At 70.6% G+C, this 15,542-nt stretch carries 11 protein-coding genes and 1 pseudogene; 4 read left to right on the top strand and 8 right to left on the bottom strand.

What is annotated here, in order from left to right:
* Nucleotides 1-3: 3 nt before the first annotated feature.
* The 4 genes from ABT023_RS17965 to ABT023_RS17950 form a co-directional block, all read right to left on the bottom strand.
* Nucleotides 4-471 carry a DUF3592 domain-containing protein gene (locus tag ABT023_RS17965; RefSeq protein WP_350886779.1) on the bottom strand — a complete coding sequence of 156 codons (468 nt, stop codon included), beginning with the start codon at nt 469-471 and terminating at the stop codon, nt 4-6.
* A gap of 31 nt (nt 472-502) precedes the next feature.
* Nucleotides 503-6,205, bottom strand: a complete 5,703-nt coding sequence (locus ABT023_RS17960) for an RHS repeat domain-containing protein (RefSeq protein ID WP_350886777.1) — start codon at nt 6,203-6,205, stop codon at nt 503-505.
* A gap of 535 nt (nt 6,206-6,740) precedes the next feature.
* Entirely contained in the window at nt 6,741-6,995 is a 255-nt protein-coding gene (locus tag ABT023_RS17955) for a hypothetical protein (RefSeq protein WP_350886774.1), read from the bottom strand.
* A gap of 237 nt (nt 6,996-7,232) precedes the next feature.
* Entirely contained in the window at nt 7,233-7,379 is a 147-nt protein-coding gene (locus ABT023_RS17950) for a hypothetical protein (RefSeq protein WP_350886772.1), read from the bottom strand.
* A 240-nt stretch (nt 7,380-7,619) separates the two neighbouring features.
* On the opposite strand from ABT023_RS17950, the gene ABT023_RS17945 reads away from it, so the two are divergent.
* From ABT023_RS17945 to ABT023_RS17935, 3 genes and pseudogenes are all read left to right on the top strand, one after another.
* Nucleotides 7,620-8,108, top strand: a complete 489-nt coding sequence (locus ABT023_RS17945; RefSeq protein WP_350886769.1) for a SigE family RNA polymerase sigma factor — start codon at nt 7,620-7,622, stop codon at nt 8,106-8,108.
* Entirely contained in the window at nt 8,105-9,166 is a 1,062-nt protein-coding gene (locus tag ABT023_RS17940) for a hypothetical protein (RefSeq protein ID WP_350886767.1), read from the top strand. The genes ABT023_RS17945 and ABT023_RS17940 overlap by 4 nt, the downstream gene beginning before the upstream one ends.
* A 93-nt stretch (nt 9,167-9,259) precedes the next feature.
* Nucleotides 9,260-9,415 (top strand): annotated as a pseudogene (locus ABT023_RS17935) (GNAT family N-acetyltransferase); the annotation flags it as partial.
* 190 nt (nt 9,416-9,605) lie between these two features.
* Here ABT023_RS17935 and ABT023_RS17930 read toward each other — a convergent pair.
* The 4 genes from ABT023_RS17930 to ABT023_RS17915 all read right to left on the bottom strand — a co-directional run bounded on the left by ABT023_RS17930 (nt 9,606) and on the right by ABT023_RS17915 (nt 14,851).
* On the bottom strand, nt 9,606-13,205 hold the full coding sequence (locus ABT023_RS17930; protein ID WP_350886764.1) for an AAA domain-containing protein: 3,600 nt from the start codon (nt 13,203-13,205) through the stop codon (nt 9,606-9,608).
* The gene (locus ABT023_RS17925) at nt 13,205-13,585 is read right to left on the bottom strand and encodes a hypothetical protein (RefSeq protein WP_350886762.1); all 381 of its coding nucleotides are present in this window, start codon (nt 13,583-13,585) and stop codon (nt 13,205-13,207) included. The genes ABT023_RS17930 and ABT023_RS17925 overlap by 1 nt, the downstream gene beginning before the upstream one ends.
* Nucleotides 13,586-13,832: 247 nt before the next feature.
* Nucleotides 13,833-14,033, bottom strand: coding sequence for a DUF397 domain-containing protein (locus tag ABT023_RS17920; protein ID WP_350886760.1), 201 nt, complete (start codon nt 14,031-14,033; stop codon nt 13,833-13,835).
* Nucleotides 14,033-14,851 carry a helix-turn-helix domain-containing protein gene (locus tag ABT023_RS17915; RefSeq protein ID WP_350886757.1) on the bottom strand — a complete coding sequence of 273 codons (819 nt, stop codon included), beginning with the start codon at nt 14,849-14,851 and terminating at the stop codon, nt 14,033-14,035. The genes ABT023_RS17920 and ABT023_RS17915 overlap by 1 nt, the downstream gene beginning before the upstream one ends.
* A gap of 216 nt (nt 14,852-15,067) precedes the next feature.
* Here ABT023_RS17915 and ABT023_RS17910 point away from each other — a divergent pair, with 216 nt between their 5' ends.
* Nucleotides 15,068-15,406, top strand: a complete 339-nt coding sequence (locus tag ABT023_RS17910; protein WP_350886754.1) for a hypothetical protein — start codon at nt 15,068-15,070, stop codon at nt 15,404-15,406.
* The last annotated feature ends 136 nt before the right edge of the window (nt 15,407-15,542 follow it).

Raw genomic sequence — 15,542 nt, 5'->3', positions numbered from 1 at the left:
CGGTCAGCTGGTACCGGGAGCGCGGCCACCCGTCTTGATCCAGACGAGCGCCGCCACGATCGCCAGGCCCCCGGCAACCCCGAGCAGGTCGGGCAACTGGAGCAGCAGGTCCTCCGTCGCGTACCCCTCAGCCGTGGCCGCCTTGGACGGATCGTTGCGGTCGACGTACACCGTGAGCTCCTCCCCGGCGTGGCGCCGACCCTGGTCGAGCTCGCTGGAGAACCGATGCTGGTACGCCACCCCGTCGACGGTGTACGCCACGGTCATCCGGGTCACCGAGTACGAACGGCTGAGCCAGAGCCGGTTTGCCTGCACGACCCGGCCGGTCACCGCTGTCCCCTCGCTGACCCGCTGCTCGACAGTGGCGTTCAGGCGAGCATCGAGCAGGACGGCACCGCAGATCAGCATGGTTCCGAAGAGAGCCGCGACGATGATCCGCATTCCGCGCGGCGGTCTCAGCGATACCGACACCTGTCCTCCTAAGCACGTGAGCTCATGTCGATCAGCCTGTCGGTGGGACGAGCGCGTTGTAGAGCGTCCCGATGCCAGCGGTGATGGTATCGATCGCGGCATTGATCTGACTCCGGATGGCGGACGGAACGAACCGGTAGTGCTGCACCTTGTTCTTGATCGAATAAGCGACGTCGAAGAACTGCCCGCCGAACTTCTTCACCAGCAACTTACTGGAGAGCATCTTTCCCGCCTCACCCAGCACCATGCCGAGCAGCGCGCCGCCGAAGGCCTTGATGGCGTCGCCGATCTTGCCGGCCACCAGGAAGAGCACCCCGGCCATGGTGCCGGCGATCATCCCGAGCACTGCGCAGGGCTGGCAGATGAAGCCGGGCAGCAGACCGAGCACCGTGCTCGCGATGTCGAAGGCCTTCGCCATTTTCTCCGCCGTGATCTCGTAGTCCGGCCGCGTCTTCTTCGGCGGGGGCGGCGGCTTCGGCTTGTCCTTCGCGTCGTCACCCTTGTTGTCCGCCGGCTTCTTCGGCGGGTCGCAGTTCTTCGCCGGCCAGCAGGGGTTGTTCTCCTTTTCCTTGATGTTGCACCGCTCACAGCCGGGCTTGTAACCGCCGCAGTCCTCGCCGGGCTCGCACGGCGACAGGCCGTCCGGGTCGCTCATCGTGACCGGGGAGTTGTTGGCGTACGAGTACGCCTGCCACTGCTGCGGATCGCCCTCGTCCATGACGGGGTCGACGGACAGGAACCGACCGGCGATCGGGTCGTACTCCCGGGCGCCCAGATGCGTCAGGCCGGTGCTGTCCTTCGTCCCACCGACAAAGCCTCTGCTGTTGGGCCACGTCGGCACGGCCCCCCGGTCCTCGCCGTACGGCGTCTGCCGGCGCACGGTCGCCGCCTGGGTCGACGCGTTGACGGCGACCTGCGCCGTGCCCTGGTGGTCACCGGCGATCCAGGTCAGGCCGGCCGCCGTCCGCGAGGCGACGACGTTGGCGCCCTGCGTGTAGTAGCGGGTGGTGGCGACGGTGTTGGTGCTGGCGGTCCGGCGCAGTTCCTGGCCCGCCAGGTAGAGGGTGCTGCCGGTGGGGTCGCGGCGGACCAGCCGGTTGCCGTCCGCGTCGTAGATGTAGCGGGTCACGCCGGTGGTGTCGGTGGAGGTTTCCAGTTGCCCCTCGGCGTCCCAGGTGAGCGTCTGGGTGCCCGCCGAGGTGGTGGGACGGGTGAGGGTGTGGCCCGCGGGGTCGTAGGTGTAGGACCCGGTGCGGGCGCCGGTGGTGGAGGTGAGGGTGTGCGGTTGCGCGCTGCCGGGGGCCGGGTAGTTGTAGGTGGTGGTGGCGTCCCCGCCGACGGTGTGGTCGGTCTGGGTGCGCCGGTTGCCCACGGAGGCACTGTCGAAGGTCCAGTTGCTCCAGTACGGGGCCGGGCCGCCCAGCCCGGCGACTGTGGGGGCGGTGGCGCAGTTGCCCGAGGTGGGCGTCCATGCCTGGACGAGCCGACGCAGGTAGTCGTAGTCGAAGCACTGGGTGTCGTCGACCGGGTTGGGTGCCACGTCCTGGACCTTGCGGACGTTGCCGGCGTTGTCGAAGGTGTAGCGCACGTCGGCCACCGTGTACGGGGCGACCGAGTCCCGGTCGGTGCGGATGCCGGTCAGCCGGCCGGTCTCCAGTTCCCGGGTGAACGCCTGGAAGACGTGCCCGCCGGAGCCGGTGTACAGGTCGTACTGGTCGATCTGGCCGAGCGCGTTGTAGTCGGTGTCCGCGACGTACGAGAGGTTGGTCGTTCCGTAGAGCCCGCTGAGCGTGGTCAGCAGCCCCAGGTTGTCGTAGCCGCGGGAGAGCGTCTCGGCAGGCAGGTCGCCGTTGGTGGACGGCAGACTGTTCGAGGCCAGCGATCCGTCGGGGTTCCACGTGTTGGCGAAGTTGTAGGTGCCGCCCAGGCCGGTCTCGGCCGTGGGGATCACGACCTGGGTGCCGGTGGCCTGGTAGGTGTCGGTGTAGCCGGTGACCTTCACCTGGTAGGAACTCGTTCCCGCGAACCGGGTGCTCTGGGTGAGTTGCCCCTTGGCGAGGGTGTCGTACACCCACTGGGCGCGCATCGTGCCGCCGACGCTGTCGTCGTAGACGGCACGCTTGCGGTTCAGCGAGTCGTACAGGTAGGCGAGGGTCTCGCCCCGGGCGTCGGTGCTGGTGGCGATCCGCCCGGCGTTGTCGTAGGTGAAGTCGGTCGGGCCCCGGTCGGGGTCCTCGACCCGGCTCTGGCGGCCCCGGATGTCGTACGTGTAGCGCCACATGTTGCTCGCGGCGTCGCCGATCGAGACCCGCTGGTCCTTGCGGTTGAAGGTGTACGTGGTGGTGTCCCAACTTCCGGCCGTGGCCGGGGTCGGGATCGCCCCGTGGTACTGCCGCATCGCCACGGTGCGGCCACGGGCGTCGGTGAGCGTCGAGGTGGCGGTGCCACCGGCCGGCGGGGTGACATCGACCCGGTCCCCCGCGTAGTAGGTGCTGGTCCGCCACCGCTCGACGTCGTACGGCTGGAAGACCGACGCGGTGATCCGGCCGGCACCGTCGTAGACCGTCCGGTTCTGACTGGGTACGAACGCCCGCTCCGTCGCGGTCACCAGCGTGGTGCCCGGCAGGCCGGTCGCGTGGTACGACTCGAAGGTCCGCACCTGTCGACCAGCGGTGTCGTAGAAGGTGTCGGTGAGCAACCGGCCGCCCGACGGGGACGGCGCCTGGGTCTGCCGGGCGCGCAGCAACCCGTCGTACAGGGCGTGGGTTGTGAGGTAGCCGCCCTGCGGGTTCAGCTTCGCCGTCGTCACGACGGTGGCCGCATCGTTACGGACCAGGTAGGCGATCGTCAGGTCGGCGCTGTCGGTGCCCTTGACGCGACCCGGCTTCCACACGGCGGTGAGCCGGCCGAGCCCGTCGTAGGCGAGATCGGTGCGCTTGCCGTTGGCGTCCACGGTCGCCGTCGCCGACCCCCACGCCGGGGCCAGCGTCGTGGTCGCGACGTGCAGCAGCGGGTTGGTGACGGTCATCGAGGTGACGGGGCCGCCGGTGGCCGGGGTGTACGCGGTCTGCGTCTCGGCGTTCATCGCGTCCCGGGACGAGGTGAGCCGCCCCTGTGCGTCGTACCCCGCCTGCCCGACGGTGGTGAAGGTGGGGTTGCCGCTGTTCCACGTCGCCATCTCCTCGCTGCGGGTGGAGAGGCCACGGGTCGGCGCGGTCCCGAAGGCGTTCCCGTCGTATGAGGTACGGGTCGTGCCGATTATGTCGTCCTCGGTCAGGGTGCCGGTCGTCTGGGCGCAGGCCACCGCGTACCGCTGCACCTTCTGCGGCCGGTCGACCAACCACGCGGCGGTGTTGCGCGGGCTGTAGTCGGTCTTGGTGCACTGCTCGTCGCCGGCGACCCCGTCCTGGCCGAGATCATCGACGCTGATCGGCATCCCGTACGAATCGAAGGTGCTGGTCGTCTTGGTCACCCGCTCGCCCCGGCCGGCGTCCAGGGTGGTGTACCGCCGTGTCGTGGCGACCCGGTTGAACCTCGCGGTGACGGTGTCGCCGTTGATCGTCCGGGTGGCGGTCGGCGATGATGACCACGGGTCGTTGGTCTCCCGGGACACCACCGCCCCGCCGGGCCCGTTGAGGGTCTTGGACTCGCGGATCATCCCCGCGTACCAGTCCTCGTCGGCGATCCCGTCGACGCTGACCGCCTTGGTCCCACCCGTCGGAGTGGCCCGGTCCCCGTTGATGCCCCGGAAGTAGCGGGTCTCCGTGTACGTCTGCTCGCCGGGATCGCCCGTGGTCACCCCGACCCGGCCGTAGCCACGGAAGTCCGACCACGTCTTCCGCTTTTTGTCGATCATTCCGTCGTCGTCGTTGTAGTGCCAGGCCGCGCCGTCGAGATAGCTGTACGAGTAGGCCACCCGGGGGCTGCCCTGCGGCGGCACCCCGCCGGTGTTGTCGTTCTCGAAGATGGTGGTCACGACGTACTTGTGGAACCAGTCGGTCACTGGATTCGCGTAGCCCTCCGGCGTCCAGATCACGGGGTAGCAGCGCCGGATGTTCGTGTGCGGCGTCGGCGTGCTGCCGGCGATGCAGTCCGGCGCCGAGTAGCTGACGCTCGTGGTGCTTCCCGACTCGGTGCGGATCCTCGCGATGCGCATCCAGTTCATCGCCGCGGCGAAGTCGATCGTGTCCACCCGGTTGGACAGTTGCACGGGGGTGAACTCGATGTCGGGCAGGCTGGCCGCGCCACCCACCAGACCGACGTGGGAGACCTTGTCGAGCCACAGGCCGGCCCTGGTCCCGTCGCCGGGGTCGGGGAAGGTGTGCGCCAGCGTCCACCGTTCGACGTCGTCGTAGCCACTGCCGCTGCGGACCTGTGTGGTCACTGTGGACAGTCGCTTGGTCGTCCAGAAGGTCGGCGCGAAGTCGTCGCAGGTCGCGCCGGCGCAGTCGGTGTCCCAAGGGGTGTCCGGCCAGTGCGCCGCGTCGTGGGTGGTGCAGCTGCTCAGGCACCGGTCTGCCACCGCGAGGTCGACCCGCAGCGGCGCGGCCGAGCCGAGCGCCGATTCCACGCCGTTCTCGCGGCGGGTGCCGTAGTCGATCCGATCCAGCCAGCCTCCCCGGTCGTAGCCGGCGGCGTCACTCAGGTCCAGGTTGCGGGCGTACTTGTTGGACTCCTTGACGTACCAGTACGAGGCGGAGTTGCCGTGCAGGTCCACCACGTAGTCCAGGTTCCACCGCCACGCCTGGACGCAGTCCGAATCCGCGAACGCCGTCGCGTGGCACGGCTCGCCCGGGTCGTTGCCGAAGACGGGAGCGGTCCAGGTGGAGTTCGTCACCGGGTTTCCCGCGACCCAGCCGGGCAGCCGGTGCGCGCCGAACCAGTACTGCGTGCCGTCGGTGGTGGTGAGCACCCAGTACTCGCCGTTGTTGTCGCCGTTGCTGGCCCCGGTGACCCGCTGGATGCGGGACCCGTCGTCGTCCCGCAGATGCCAGCGCCCCTCGCTCGCGTTGTAGATCAGCTCACCGGACCGGCCGTTCATCGACAGGACCGCGTTGTCGGTCTCCCAGCACAGGTCACCCGTCTTGGTGCTGTTGTTCGCCGAGCCGTCCATGTCCTCGGCGCAGAGCTGGTAGCGCCGTTCGATGTATCCGCCGGGCGAGGCCTCGAACCCCTCACCCGCCCACGACGGCTGGTTGTTCGACGCGGCGTGCCGGCCGTCAACGGCCTGGGACGAATAGTTGAGCGACAGTTGGGGCGCCGGCCCACCCAGGGCCGGGGGCACCCGCATCGGATACGACCAGATGAAGGCACCCGAATTGCCTCCCGCCGCCCACGTCGAGGACGGTTGGAGCGAGGTGGCCGCGAAATCGCCGGCCGGCCCCTTCGTGGCGGCCGACACCGCCACCAGGGAGCCGCTCGGGCCCGCCGGCACACTCGCCGACACCGTCCGGTCGGCCGGATTGTTGCGGGAGGGCAACGGCGTACCGGCGCAGCGCTTGGCCGTGGGAGTGACCAGGGCGCAGTCGGGGAGCGACACAAGGCGCAACCGACTCGCCCAGTCCGCACCGTACGCGCCGGCGAACGACCGGTAGTCGACCGTGACACGGGCCTCGCCGGCGTTGGGCACCCCGTCCGCGCGGGCGATCCGCAGCAGCAGGCCACTCACCCGGGCCTGAGCGCTGGCCTCCTGATCCAGCACCTCGACGCGTACCCGTCGCGGTCCGGGCGCCACCGCACGAACTGCTGTGTCAGACGGCGCCACCCGCACCGGCAGGCTACCGGCCGACGAGGGCGCGCCGTCAGCCGCCAGGTCCACGGTGGCGACGCCGGCAGCCGGCCAGACCGGTGCCGACGCGCCACCGCGCGGCGCCGGGCGCTGCGGCACCGCCGGCGCCCGGACCTTACTGACCTGCACCGGTTTGATCGATGCGGATCGTCGTGGCGTGTAGCCCTCGGCGGACGGACGGGCGGACGCGGGAGCGTGCAACGCGGTGGCGGCCACCGCAGCCGCCACCGACGCGACGAACAAAGTACGCACCGTTCGCCTTAGTGAACGGGGAGTAGCCGGAAAAAGGTCAGGCGTCACCGGATCACCTCCAAGAGGTCTGTGGGGTAGCGAGTGGTGGGCCAGGGGGTCGACCGGGTCGGTCGAGGAAAACCGACCTCAGATCGCCTCAGCCCGTCGTTCAGGCGCGGAAGGGGCGCACCCGATCCCCGCGCGCCTGGCCCGCGTCAGAACATGAGCCAGGCGTACGGGACAGGGGACGTCATGGTGTGGGCGGGTTGAACCAGAGTCCGAGGCCCGAGCGGAGGACCGGCTGCCGGTGGGTGCGTCGGATGGCGCTGGTGCCGTCGGCGTTCTCGATGCCGACGGTGGCCTCGCCGCCGCGCTCGATGGGCACCCGGGCCGGCTCGATCGTCTGCTCCAACGTGCGGGAGCCATCAGGGTTCGGCTCCCCGGCGGCAGCCGGGGCGGCGGGCGCCACGAGCGCCGTGAGGATGGTGGCCGCTGTCATCGCCACAGCCAGCCAGCGTCTAAAGAGCCTGTTCGAGCCCGCGCTACGCGCGCAGGCAGATACCCACCAGCCACCGACGACCCCCGTGATCACGTCTGACAGTACGCAGACAGTAGGGATAGAAGTCGCCCTATGTAAAGGGGCAGCTACAACTTGCTACCACACAACGGGCATTTCGGTGCTTAGCAGCGGACTGAATCACCCAATGTCGATTGCTTTTCCCCAGCCACGGGCTGACCGACATCACCGTGCCCGGGCATCCGTTCCTGCCAACCGGCGCAGTTCGTCGGTCAGCTCGGCCACTACCTGCTCCGGCTCCGCCAGGCAACGCCGGGCCGGTGCGCGACGGACGGGGGTGAGGCCGGCGGTGATGTCGAGCTGGGCGAGCACCCTACGCAGTCCCCGGCCGTCGGAAGCCCCCGCCGGATCGTCGACGACGACGGCCAGTTCGACATCCGCGTGGCGCGCAAAGAGGCCGATGGTCCAGGTCCGTCCGGTCGTCGGGGGCGCAGGGCCGGGCCGACGAACACGACCGCCCCGGCTCGGCCGGCGTACGTGGCGGAGACTCGACCGCCGCCGGCTGTCACCTTCCGCCCGCCCCGTGACGTTTCCCCGCCGGAGGTGGACCGGATGGAGAGCTTCGACGAGGTGATCGGTGCCCGACTGCCGGCCCTGCTGCGGTACGCGGCGGTGCTGGCCGGGGACCGGGACCTGGCTCAGGACGTGGTGCAGGACGCGCTGATCCGCGCGCACGCCCGCTGGGACCGGATCAGCCGGATGGACCGGCCGGACCTCTACCTGCGGCGGATGGTGCTCACCGAGTACCTGTCCTGGCACCGGCGCAAGGCCCGACGGGCGGCCCTGTTCGAGGCCCGGCGGGCCCCGGTCGAACACGGCCCCGACCACGCCGTCGGGCACGCCGAACGCGACGACCTGTGGGCCCGGCTCGCCGCACTGCCGGAACGGCAGCGGGCGGTGCTGGTGCTGCGCTACTACGAGGACCTCTCCGACCCGGAGATCGCCGAGGTCCTCCAGTGCGCCGTCGGATCGGTCCGGGTCTACCGGGCCCGCGCGTTCGCCGCCCTCAGATTGGAACTCGAACTGGAGGAGAGCCGATGAATACACCACTGAGTCGAGCACTGGCCGAGCGGGAGCGCCACTCTCCAGACCCCACGGAGGTTCTGGCCGGAATCCGGGCCGGGGTGCGGCGGAGCCGCCGCCGTCGGCGGTTCGCGGTGGCGGGAGCGGCCGGCGCGGCCGTGCTGGTGCTGGCCGGCGGCGGGCTGCTGGTCCAACGGCTTCCGATCCCGCCGGTCGGGGCGACGCCGGCGACCGACGGGGTCGACGCCGCCGCCGCCGGGCCCGTCCAGCCGCAGCCGTGCCGGCTGAGCTTCGGCTGGCTGCCGACGAATCTGGCCCCGCCGATGCGGACGTGCGGCCCGGGTGGCCAGAGGGTGCTCTACCCGATGGACGGCGGCCCCTACCTGCGGGTCGACGTGGACTACTCCGGGTGGCAGCCTCCGCTGTCCGGGAATGGCTGGGAGCCGGTGGTCGTCAATGGCCGCACCGGCAGGATGGCGGTCCGGAACACCCGCGCCCTCGTGCTGTTCCCGCTTCCCTCGGGCCGCTGGGTCGACTTCGAGTACGGCGTCGGGCAGCCCGGCGGTCCGCGTACGGAGAAGCTGGGCGAGACGGCGAAGCGGATCGCCGAGGGCATCGGCGAAACCGTGGCCGGGACGGTGCGCGTCTCGTTCGCGCCGAGCTACCTGCCGCGAGGGCAGCGCCTCGTCGCGGCCCTCGACGGCACCGCGTCCGGCCTCACCTACCGGGAGGGCTCCGGCCGGGCGCTCGACCGGAAACCGGTCCAGGGACTGACCGAGGACGGGATCCCCACCGACCGGCCCACGATCGACTACGGCGTCGGGTACTCGATCCGCTGGGTGCCGGCAGGGTCGGAGCCGACGGGGATGGAACTGGGCGAGCGCGCGGACCGGGATGTCCAGGGCCTGCCGACGTACCTGTTGAACCGGGGCAGGACGGTGATCGTCGACGGCTTCCACGGCGGCCGGTTGTCCGTGCTCCTGCACGAGCCCGAGCGGATTCGTCCGACCGCGCCCACGGCACCGCCGACGGGTGAGTTGCTCCGGATCGCCGAGGGCATCCGCTGGACGGGATGAGCCAGCCCGTTACACACCGATGAGGGGTGAACGCCCTTCGACCGGCGCCCGCCGGGGCATGCCCCGGGCCGGTCGGAGGGCGGTCCCGGGCGGAGGCTGAGCTATGACGGCGCCCGGCTGGTCGGCTTTCTGATGGCCTTCCTCGACATACCGTGGGGCCGCAATCACGACGACCTGCGCTCGGGCCTCTGGCGGCTGAACATCGCGGCCGACGCCCAAAGGAGCGGCTACGGCCGGTTCGCCGTCGAGCCGAAGTAGCTCGGAAACCGCAGCTCGTCAGAGAACTGCTCGAACACGCCGTCCACGTCCGACATCGCAGCCCCCTCCAGGCGGGCCACAGCAACCACACCGGATGGCGGAACAACGTCCTCCAAGGAAAGCAGGGCGTTGCTGGGAAGCACTTGGACAGGGCGCTCGGAATTTCTCCACATAACCGGCATTACCCTTCCCGGGCGTCCGTTCCTGCCGAGCGGCGCAGGTCCTCGGTCAGCTCGGCCGCTACCTGCTCCGGCTCCGCGAGACAACGCCAGGCCGGTACCCGACGGACGGGGGTGAGGCCGGCGGTGATGTCGAGCTGGGCGAGCACCTTACGCAGTCCCCGGCCGTCGGAATCGCCCGCCGGATCGTCAACGACGACGGCCAGTTCGGCGTCCGCGTGGCGCACCAGGAGGTCGACGGTCCGGCCGGCCAGGGGGGCGTCACGCCGCACGGCGAGGCCGGATTCCCTGAGGGCACGATGCAGCCGGTCGGTGGCCGCCGTTGCGGCATCAGGCGCCCTGTCGGCGGCCTCCCGGCCGAGGGCCAGTGCGGTGAGCAGTCCACGTTGCGCCAACCACCACGAACGGTCGCCGACCACGACGAGTTGGGACCGGGCCCGGGTGATGGCGACATTCCACAGGTTGGTCTGATGCACGAGCCAGCCTCGGGTACGGTCCGGGATGCCGTGCGCCCCGACCGGCGAGACGACCATGATGTCCCGTTCGCTGCCCTGGAACTTGTGGATGGTCGCGCAGAGCAGATTGTCGGTGAGGCCGGCGTCGCCCAGGGCCGCGGCCAGGCGACGCTGGTGCGCGGCGAGCGGCGTGACCACCCCGATCGAGGCATCGGGGTACGCCGCCCGCAGTCGCGCCACCTCGCTGACGACCTGATCGATCTCCACCTGGTTGCGCCCGGAACCGGTCGCCCCGGGGCTGAATTTTCCGGGGACGTCGCGCCAGCGCACCGCCGGCTCGGCCGGAGCGGCCAGCCGGGCCGGGTCGGTCAGCACGGTGAGCCGCCCCTGGTAGATCTCCCGGTTCGGCACCTCGACGATGTCCGGGTGACACCGGTAGTGCTCGTCGAGAAGGTGCGTCGCGCCCGCCGCTGCGGCGAACGCGTCGTACGCGGAGTGGCCCGTGTAGGTGAGCCGACGGGCGGTCAGCCATCCGCTGCTCAGGTCGGCCCGGGCCCGCTCGGTGACGTCGTCGGCCTCGGGCAGGTCCACGACGGGCGCGAGCTGTCGCGGATCGCCGATGATCAGTGCCCGCTTGGCGCGGTAGAGCATGGGCAGGATCGCGGGAATGGCGCACTGCGCCGCCTCGTCGATCACCACCAGGTCGTACAAGGCGGGGCTTCTGCGCAACCGCCGGGCGGAGAGCGCGGTCACCGCCCAGCCCGGCAGCACCCGCAGCAGCTCGGGGAAGTAGGCCCAGCTGTCCGACTGCGGCTTGGCCGTCTCGTCGGCCCGGTCCTGCAACAGGCGCGCTCCCGCGGCCACCCGGCGGGCGATCTGCGCCCGCAACAGCTCGATGCTGCGGGTGGGTCTGTCGGTGCCGACCAGGCTGACGAGTTTTCGCCAGGAAGCCTCGGCGTCGGGCAGCTCGGCGATACGCTGCCGGCGTTCGCGCCAACGCAGCTCGATCACGGCCCGCTCGGCGAGCGCCTCGACGGCGTCCCGGTCGACGACCCGGTACGCCCGCAGCCGCCACCGGTACCACCACCCGAACCACGTGCTGGCGAGCGCTCGATCGGTCAGGTCGACGAGCCGCGCCAGAGCCCTGTCGTCGTCCGGCAGGGTGGCCGCCCCGGCGCCCGGGTCAGCGTCACGCTCGACGGCCAGCTCGGCGAGGTCGCGTTCGAGCAGACGTAGCTCGTCGAGCCTCCCACGGAGGCCGGCCGCCTCCTCGGCCAACAGTCGCAGCTCGTGCAGCGGGGTACGGTCGTCCGGCATGGCGTGCGGCTCTGCCTGCGGATAGGTCGCGAGGATGTCGGCGAGATGCTTCGGTTCCTGCAGCCGGTGTTCCTTGTTGCCGGTACGCAGCAGCAGGCCCGGACCGATCAGGTCGGTGACCCGGCCGAGCACCGAGTCGACGGCCTGATTGCTGGTGGAACCGATCAGCACGCTCTGGCCGGCGGCGGTGGCGGTGGCCAACAGGGCGGTGACCAGTTGACTCTTGCCGGTGCCCGGCGGCCCCTGGGCGACGGTCAAGGGCTGCGACATGGCCGCCTGGATGATCTCTTCCTGCGCCTCGTTCGTGGCGCTCATCGCCACCGTCACGACCGGCGTCGGGGGCACCTCGTCGGGGCGGAGCGCCAGCGCGCCCAGGGCGGTCCGCTCGATGAGCCTCGGATTCTTGACCATGCCCCGTAGGTCGTCGACGAGCTGCCGCTGCGGCGACTCGGTGGCGTCGACGGTGTAGAGGATGGCCGCGTTCTGGACCCGGCTCACCGGTCCCGGGCGGATGGTGCCGGCCAGCGTCGCCGGGTCGAGCTCGACGACCGGGGTCAGCCCGAACGTCTTCATGAGCACATCGGCGGTGGCGACCAGGGCGGCGGGGTCACCCGGTACGAAGACCTGCTCGACGCGTTGCCGCAGCTCGTCGGCTTCCACCTCGGAGAGCTGGAACAGGTCGACGAGGGCTGAGCTGGGACGGGGCGGAAAGGAGGCGTGCAGGACGTCGTCCGCGCCGACGGTGACATCGCAGACCAGGAGCGGGGCGAGCCGTGGCGGTCTGCCCCGGCCGGGCCGGATGGCGACGATCGGATAGCCGTACTGCACCTCCCTGCCGTCGGCGCGGGCCCGCGCGGCGAGTTTGGCGGCCGTACCGCCCAGCCGGACGGGCGTGTCCGAGGTGAGGACGGCCTCGGACCCGGGCGGAGCCGCGACGTACGTGCCGGTTGCCTGGGGATCGATGAGGGACTGCAGCACGGTCGACCGCTGCATGCAGTTGACGTAGTAGGTCACCAGGCGACGCCACTGGTCCGCGTCGAACGGCGCCTCGTCCGCCGGAGTGGCCGGGGCGACTGCGACCTGCCTCGCGGCGGCGGCGGACCCGGGCACGGTCGCCAGCCGGATCGGCTCGGTGACTCCCTCACTCGACTCGACCGGGCTGTGCTGACGACGCCGGGCCATCTCGGTCAGGGCGTACCGGGAGAGGTCGTTGGTGGTGATCCAGCCGTCGTCCGCCGTCCCCTCGGCCACGCCCCGCAGGCCGGTGAGGAGCACCTCGGTGAAGATCGACGGCTGGTCCGGTCCCTGCGCCTTCGACGCCTTCAGGTGGGTGCTGGAGGTCAGCATGAAGGTGCCACGCTCACGCTTGGCGCGGCGCGGCTCTTCGCGCACTCCGCCCCGGAAACGGTGCCGGGTCGTGAACGCGCCGGAGAAGCAGCAGTCGAGGAGGACCACCTTCTGGCTGGCCCTGGTGTGGTTGAGCAGATGACGCAGGGTGCCGTCGGTGTCGAAGGCGGTCGCGTGCAACTGCCCGCAGACCGTGTCGGTCGCGGCCAGGAACAGCGACTGCCCGTCGCCGTGCAGCACGCCGTGGCCGGAGTAGTAGAGCAGCGCCAGGTCGCCGTTGCGCCGTGCGCCGTAGAACTCCTCGACGACCTGCCGCAGGTGCGCGGCCGGCAGGTCCAGTTCGGCGCGTACGGTGTCGAACTCGCCGGCCCCGTCCAGCAACGCCTTGAGCTGCGAGACGTCCTGTCGTACCGAGGGTAGGGGCGCAAGCTCGCGGTCGACGTGGCAGGCGGCCGTGCCGAGCAGCAGGGCGTGCCGACCCATCAGCGGCGGGTCCGTTCGATCGCGGCCCGCACCGTCCTGATCAGCTCGTCGGTCTGGCCGTGGGTGGGCCGGTCGATGGTCAGCTCGATGTCACCGACCCGCAGGTGCACCCGACGGCCGGTGTGACGTTGCAGGAAGGCCAGGACCACGTCGACGAGGGCCTGCACGTAGCCGGGGTCGACGCCCGCCAGCACCGTCACCACGCCGAGCGCCAACTCTCCGACGCCCTTGGCAGCCGGGTCGGTGGCGGGCCGCTCGACGCGCTCCACCTCGCCGACATCGCGGAGGTCGTCCGCCAGCTCCTCGGTCAGCTCACCGAGGACGAACTCGTCGTCGTCGGCGAGCGGCGTGAAGTCGATCCGGATGCGGACGTCAGACACCCAACCTCCTCGGCGTGCGGTGCTGACGAGGCTACGGAGGCGGCGATGCATGCGGTTATGTCTGTCGGCTTTCCGATCGACCGTCCATCAGCGACTGACTGGTCGGCTCAAACATCGACCCTGGCCGTCTCGGATGCTGAATGGCGCACTCCGGCAGGTTGGGTCCCGCCCCGGAGCCGGCGGCCTGATCCGTCGTGGCCCCGCACCGCAGGGGCGGCAAGTTCGGGGTCCGAGTGAGGCCGGGCCGCTACCTGGCCGGCTCAGCCTTGATCCCGGCCAGGAAGCTGAGCCAGGAGCTGCCGTCGAAGGCGAGCGCCGGGCCGCTGCGGTCCTTGGTGTCGCGGACGTCCACCGCGCCGCCGACGAACCGCACCTCGACGCAGGCCGCGTTGTCGGAGCTGCGGGAGGACTTGAACCAATCACGATCGGGGGCGGGGCGAGAGGCCATCACGTCATCTCCTTGGCGATCCGCCGGATCAGCGCCAGCGATTCCGCCGAGCTTAACGCCCGTTCCCGCGCCTCGGCGAAGGTCATCGTGTAGTCCGCGACCCGGCTCGACTGGTCGATGATGTCGCTGGAGGTGAGCACCTCCTGCCAGACGAGTTCGGGCAGCCGGGGCGACGGGAACGACAGAATCTGGAACGGGCCACCGAGCGCGGGATGCGCGCCGGCGGCGAACGGCATCACCCGGATCTCGATCTGCTCCGGGCGCGCGGTCAGCAGCCGGTCGAGGTGGTCGAGCTGGCCTCGCATCACCTCTTGGCCACCCACCTGCTGCCGCAGCGCGCCCTCGGCGATCACGGTGGTCAGGCGCAGCGGGTGGTCACCCTCCAGCCGCCGCTGCCGCGCCATTCGCACGGCGACGCGCCGATCCATCTCGGTCAGCCGGACGTAGGTATTGCCGCCCCGGATGACCGCGCGGGCGTACTCCTCGGTCTGCAACAGCCCATGAAGCAGTTCGTTGTGGTAGCTGCGGACGTGCTCGGCGCCCGCCTCGTAGCCGAGGAAGCGGAGGAAGTCGGCGGGGAAGAGCTGCGAGTACTGGTGCCACCAGGCCCGCTGCATGGCACCGACCCGCAGCTCTTCCAGCTCGGTGGCGTCGGACGGGTCGAGCTCGTAGATCTTGACAAGCTGGGCCAGCCGGTCGGCGGGCACCTTGACCCGACCGGCCTCCACCCCGGAGATGTACGCCTGCGTGATGCCGCTGGCGCGGCCCGCCGCGACCGCCGTCATCCCCACATCCTCGCGGCGCTCACGCAGCCGCATCCCGAGCTCCCACGCCTGGACCGTCGGCGATGCCGGCGGAGGCGTCGACTTGCGGCGCGTCCTTGAGGGGTTCGAGGCCATCTCAACTCCATTCGTACGTTGCCGGTGCCGTACTCGCGACCATAGTCGACGGACACGCCACGAACTATCCGTTGATATAAACGGAGTAGTCGGCAATGATGCCTTGGGATGCTTTGCCAAGCAGCAGGAGGCGACATGCTCAACGAGGTCAGGTGGATCAGCCGGGAGCCGGAGGTGCGGCACGCGTTCTCGCTCTCCCGGATCGTCGACGCCGGCACTGCGGACGAGTGGTACGACCTGCTCGGCGTCCTCCGGGTGCCGGTCGACCGGCGAGCACCGACCAAGCTGCGCGACCAGCTACGGCCGTGGGCGCTGGCCACCCTGGCGGCCGGCGGGTACGGCTTCGGCCGCTACTACGCGAGCTACTCAACGCTGGACGAGGACGACGAGCCGGACAAGGCCATCGCCGACGAGGACATCAACTGGTCCGGCAGCACCGTCCTGATCCCCGTCGAGCAGCCGACCGGCACGTGACCGCTCCCGCGTCCGGCAACGTTCTGGCACTAACGGGCCGGCCGCACGACGAACCGCCGGCGGGGAGCCCACGCACCACGTCGCACGCGAGGCTCATCGCCGTAAGCGAACGAGTCCTACGCCCAGACCTGCCCAC

The sequence above is a fragment of the Micromonospora sp. NPDC002296 genome, from assembly GCF_040296145.1.
In the GTDB taxonomy this organism is placed as follows: Bacteria; Actinomycetota; Actinomycetes; order Mycobacteriales; family Micromonosporaceae; genus Micromonospora.
Note: the sequence above shows the minus strand (reverse complement) of the source record. Positions and strands in the feature narration are given on the sequence as shown.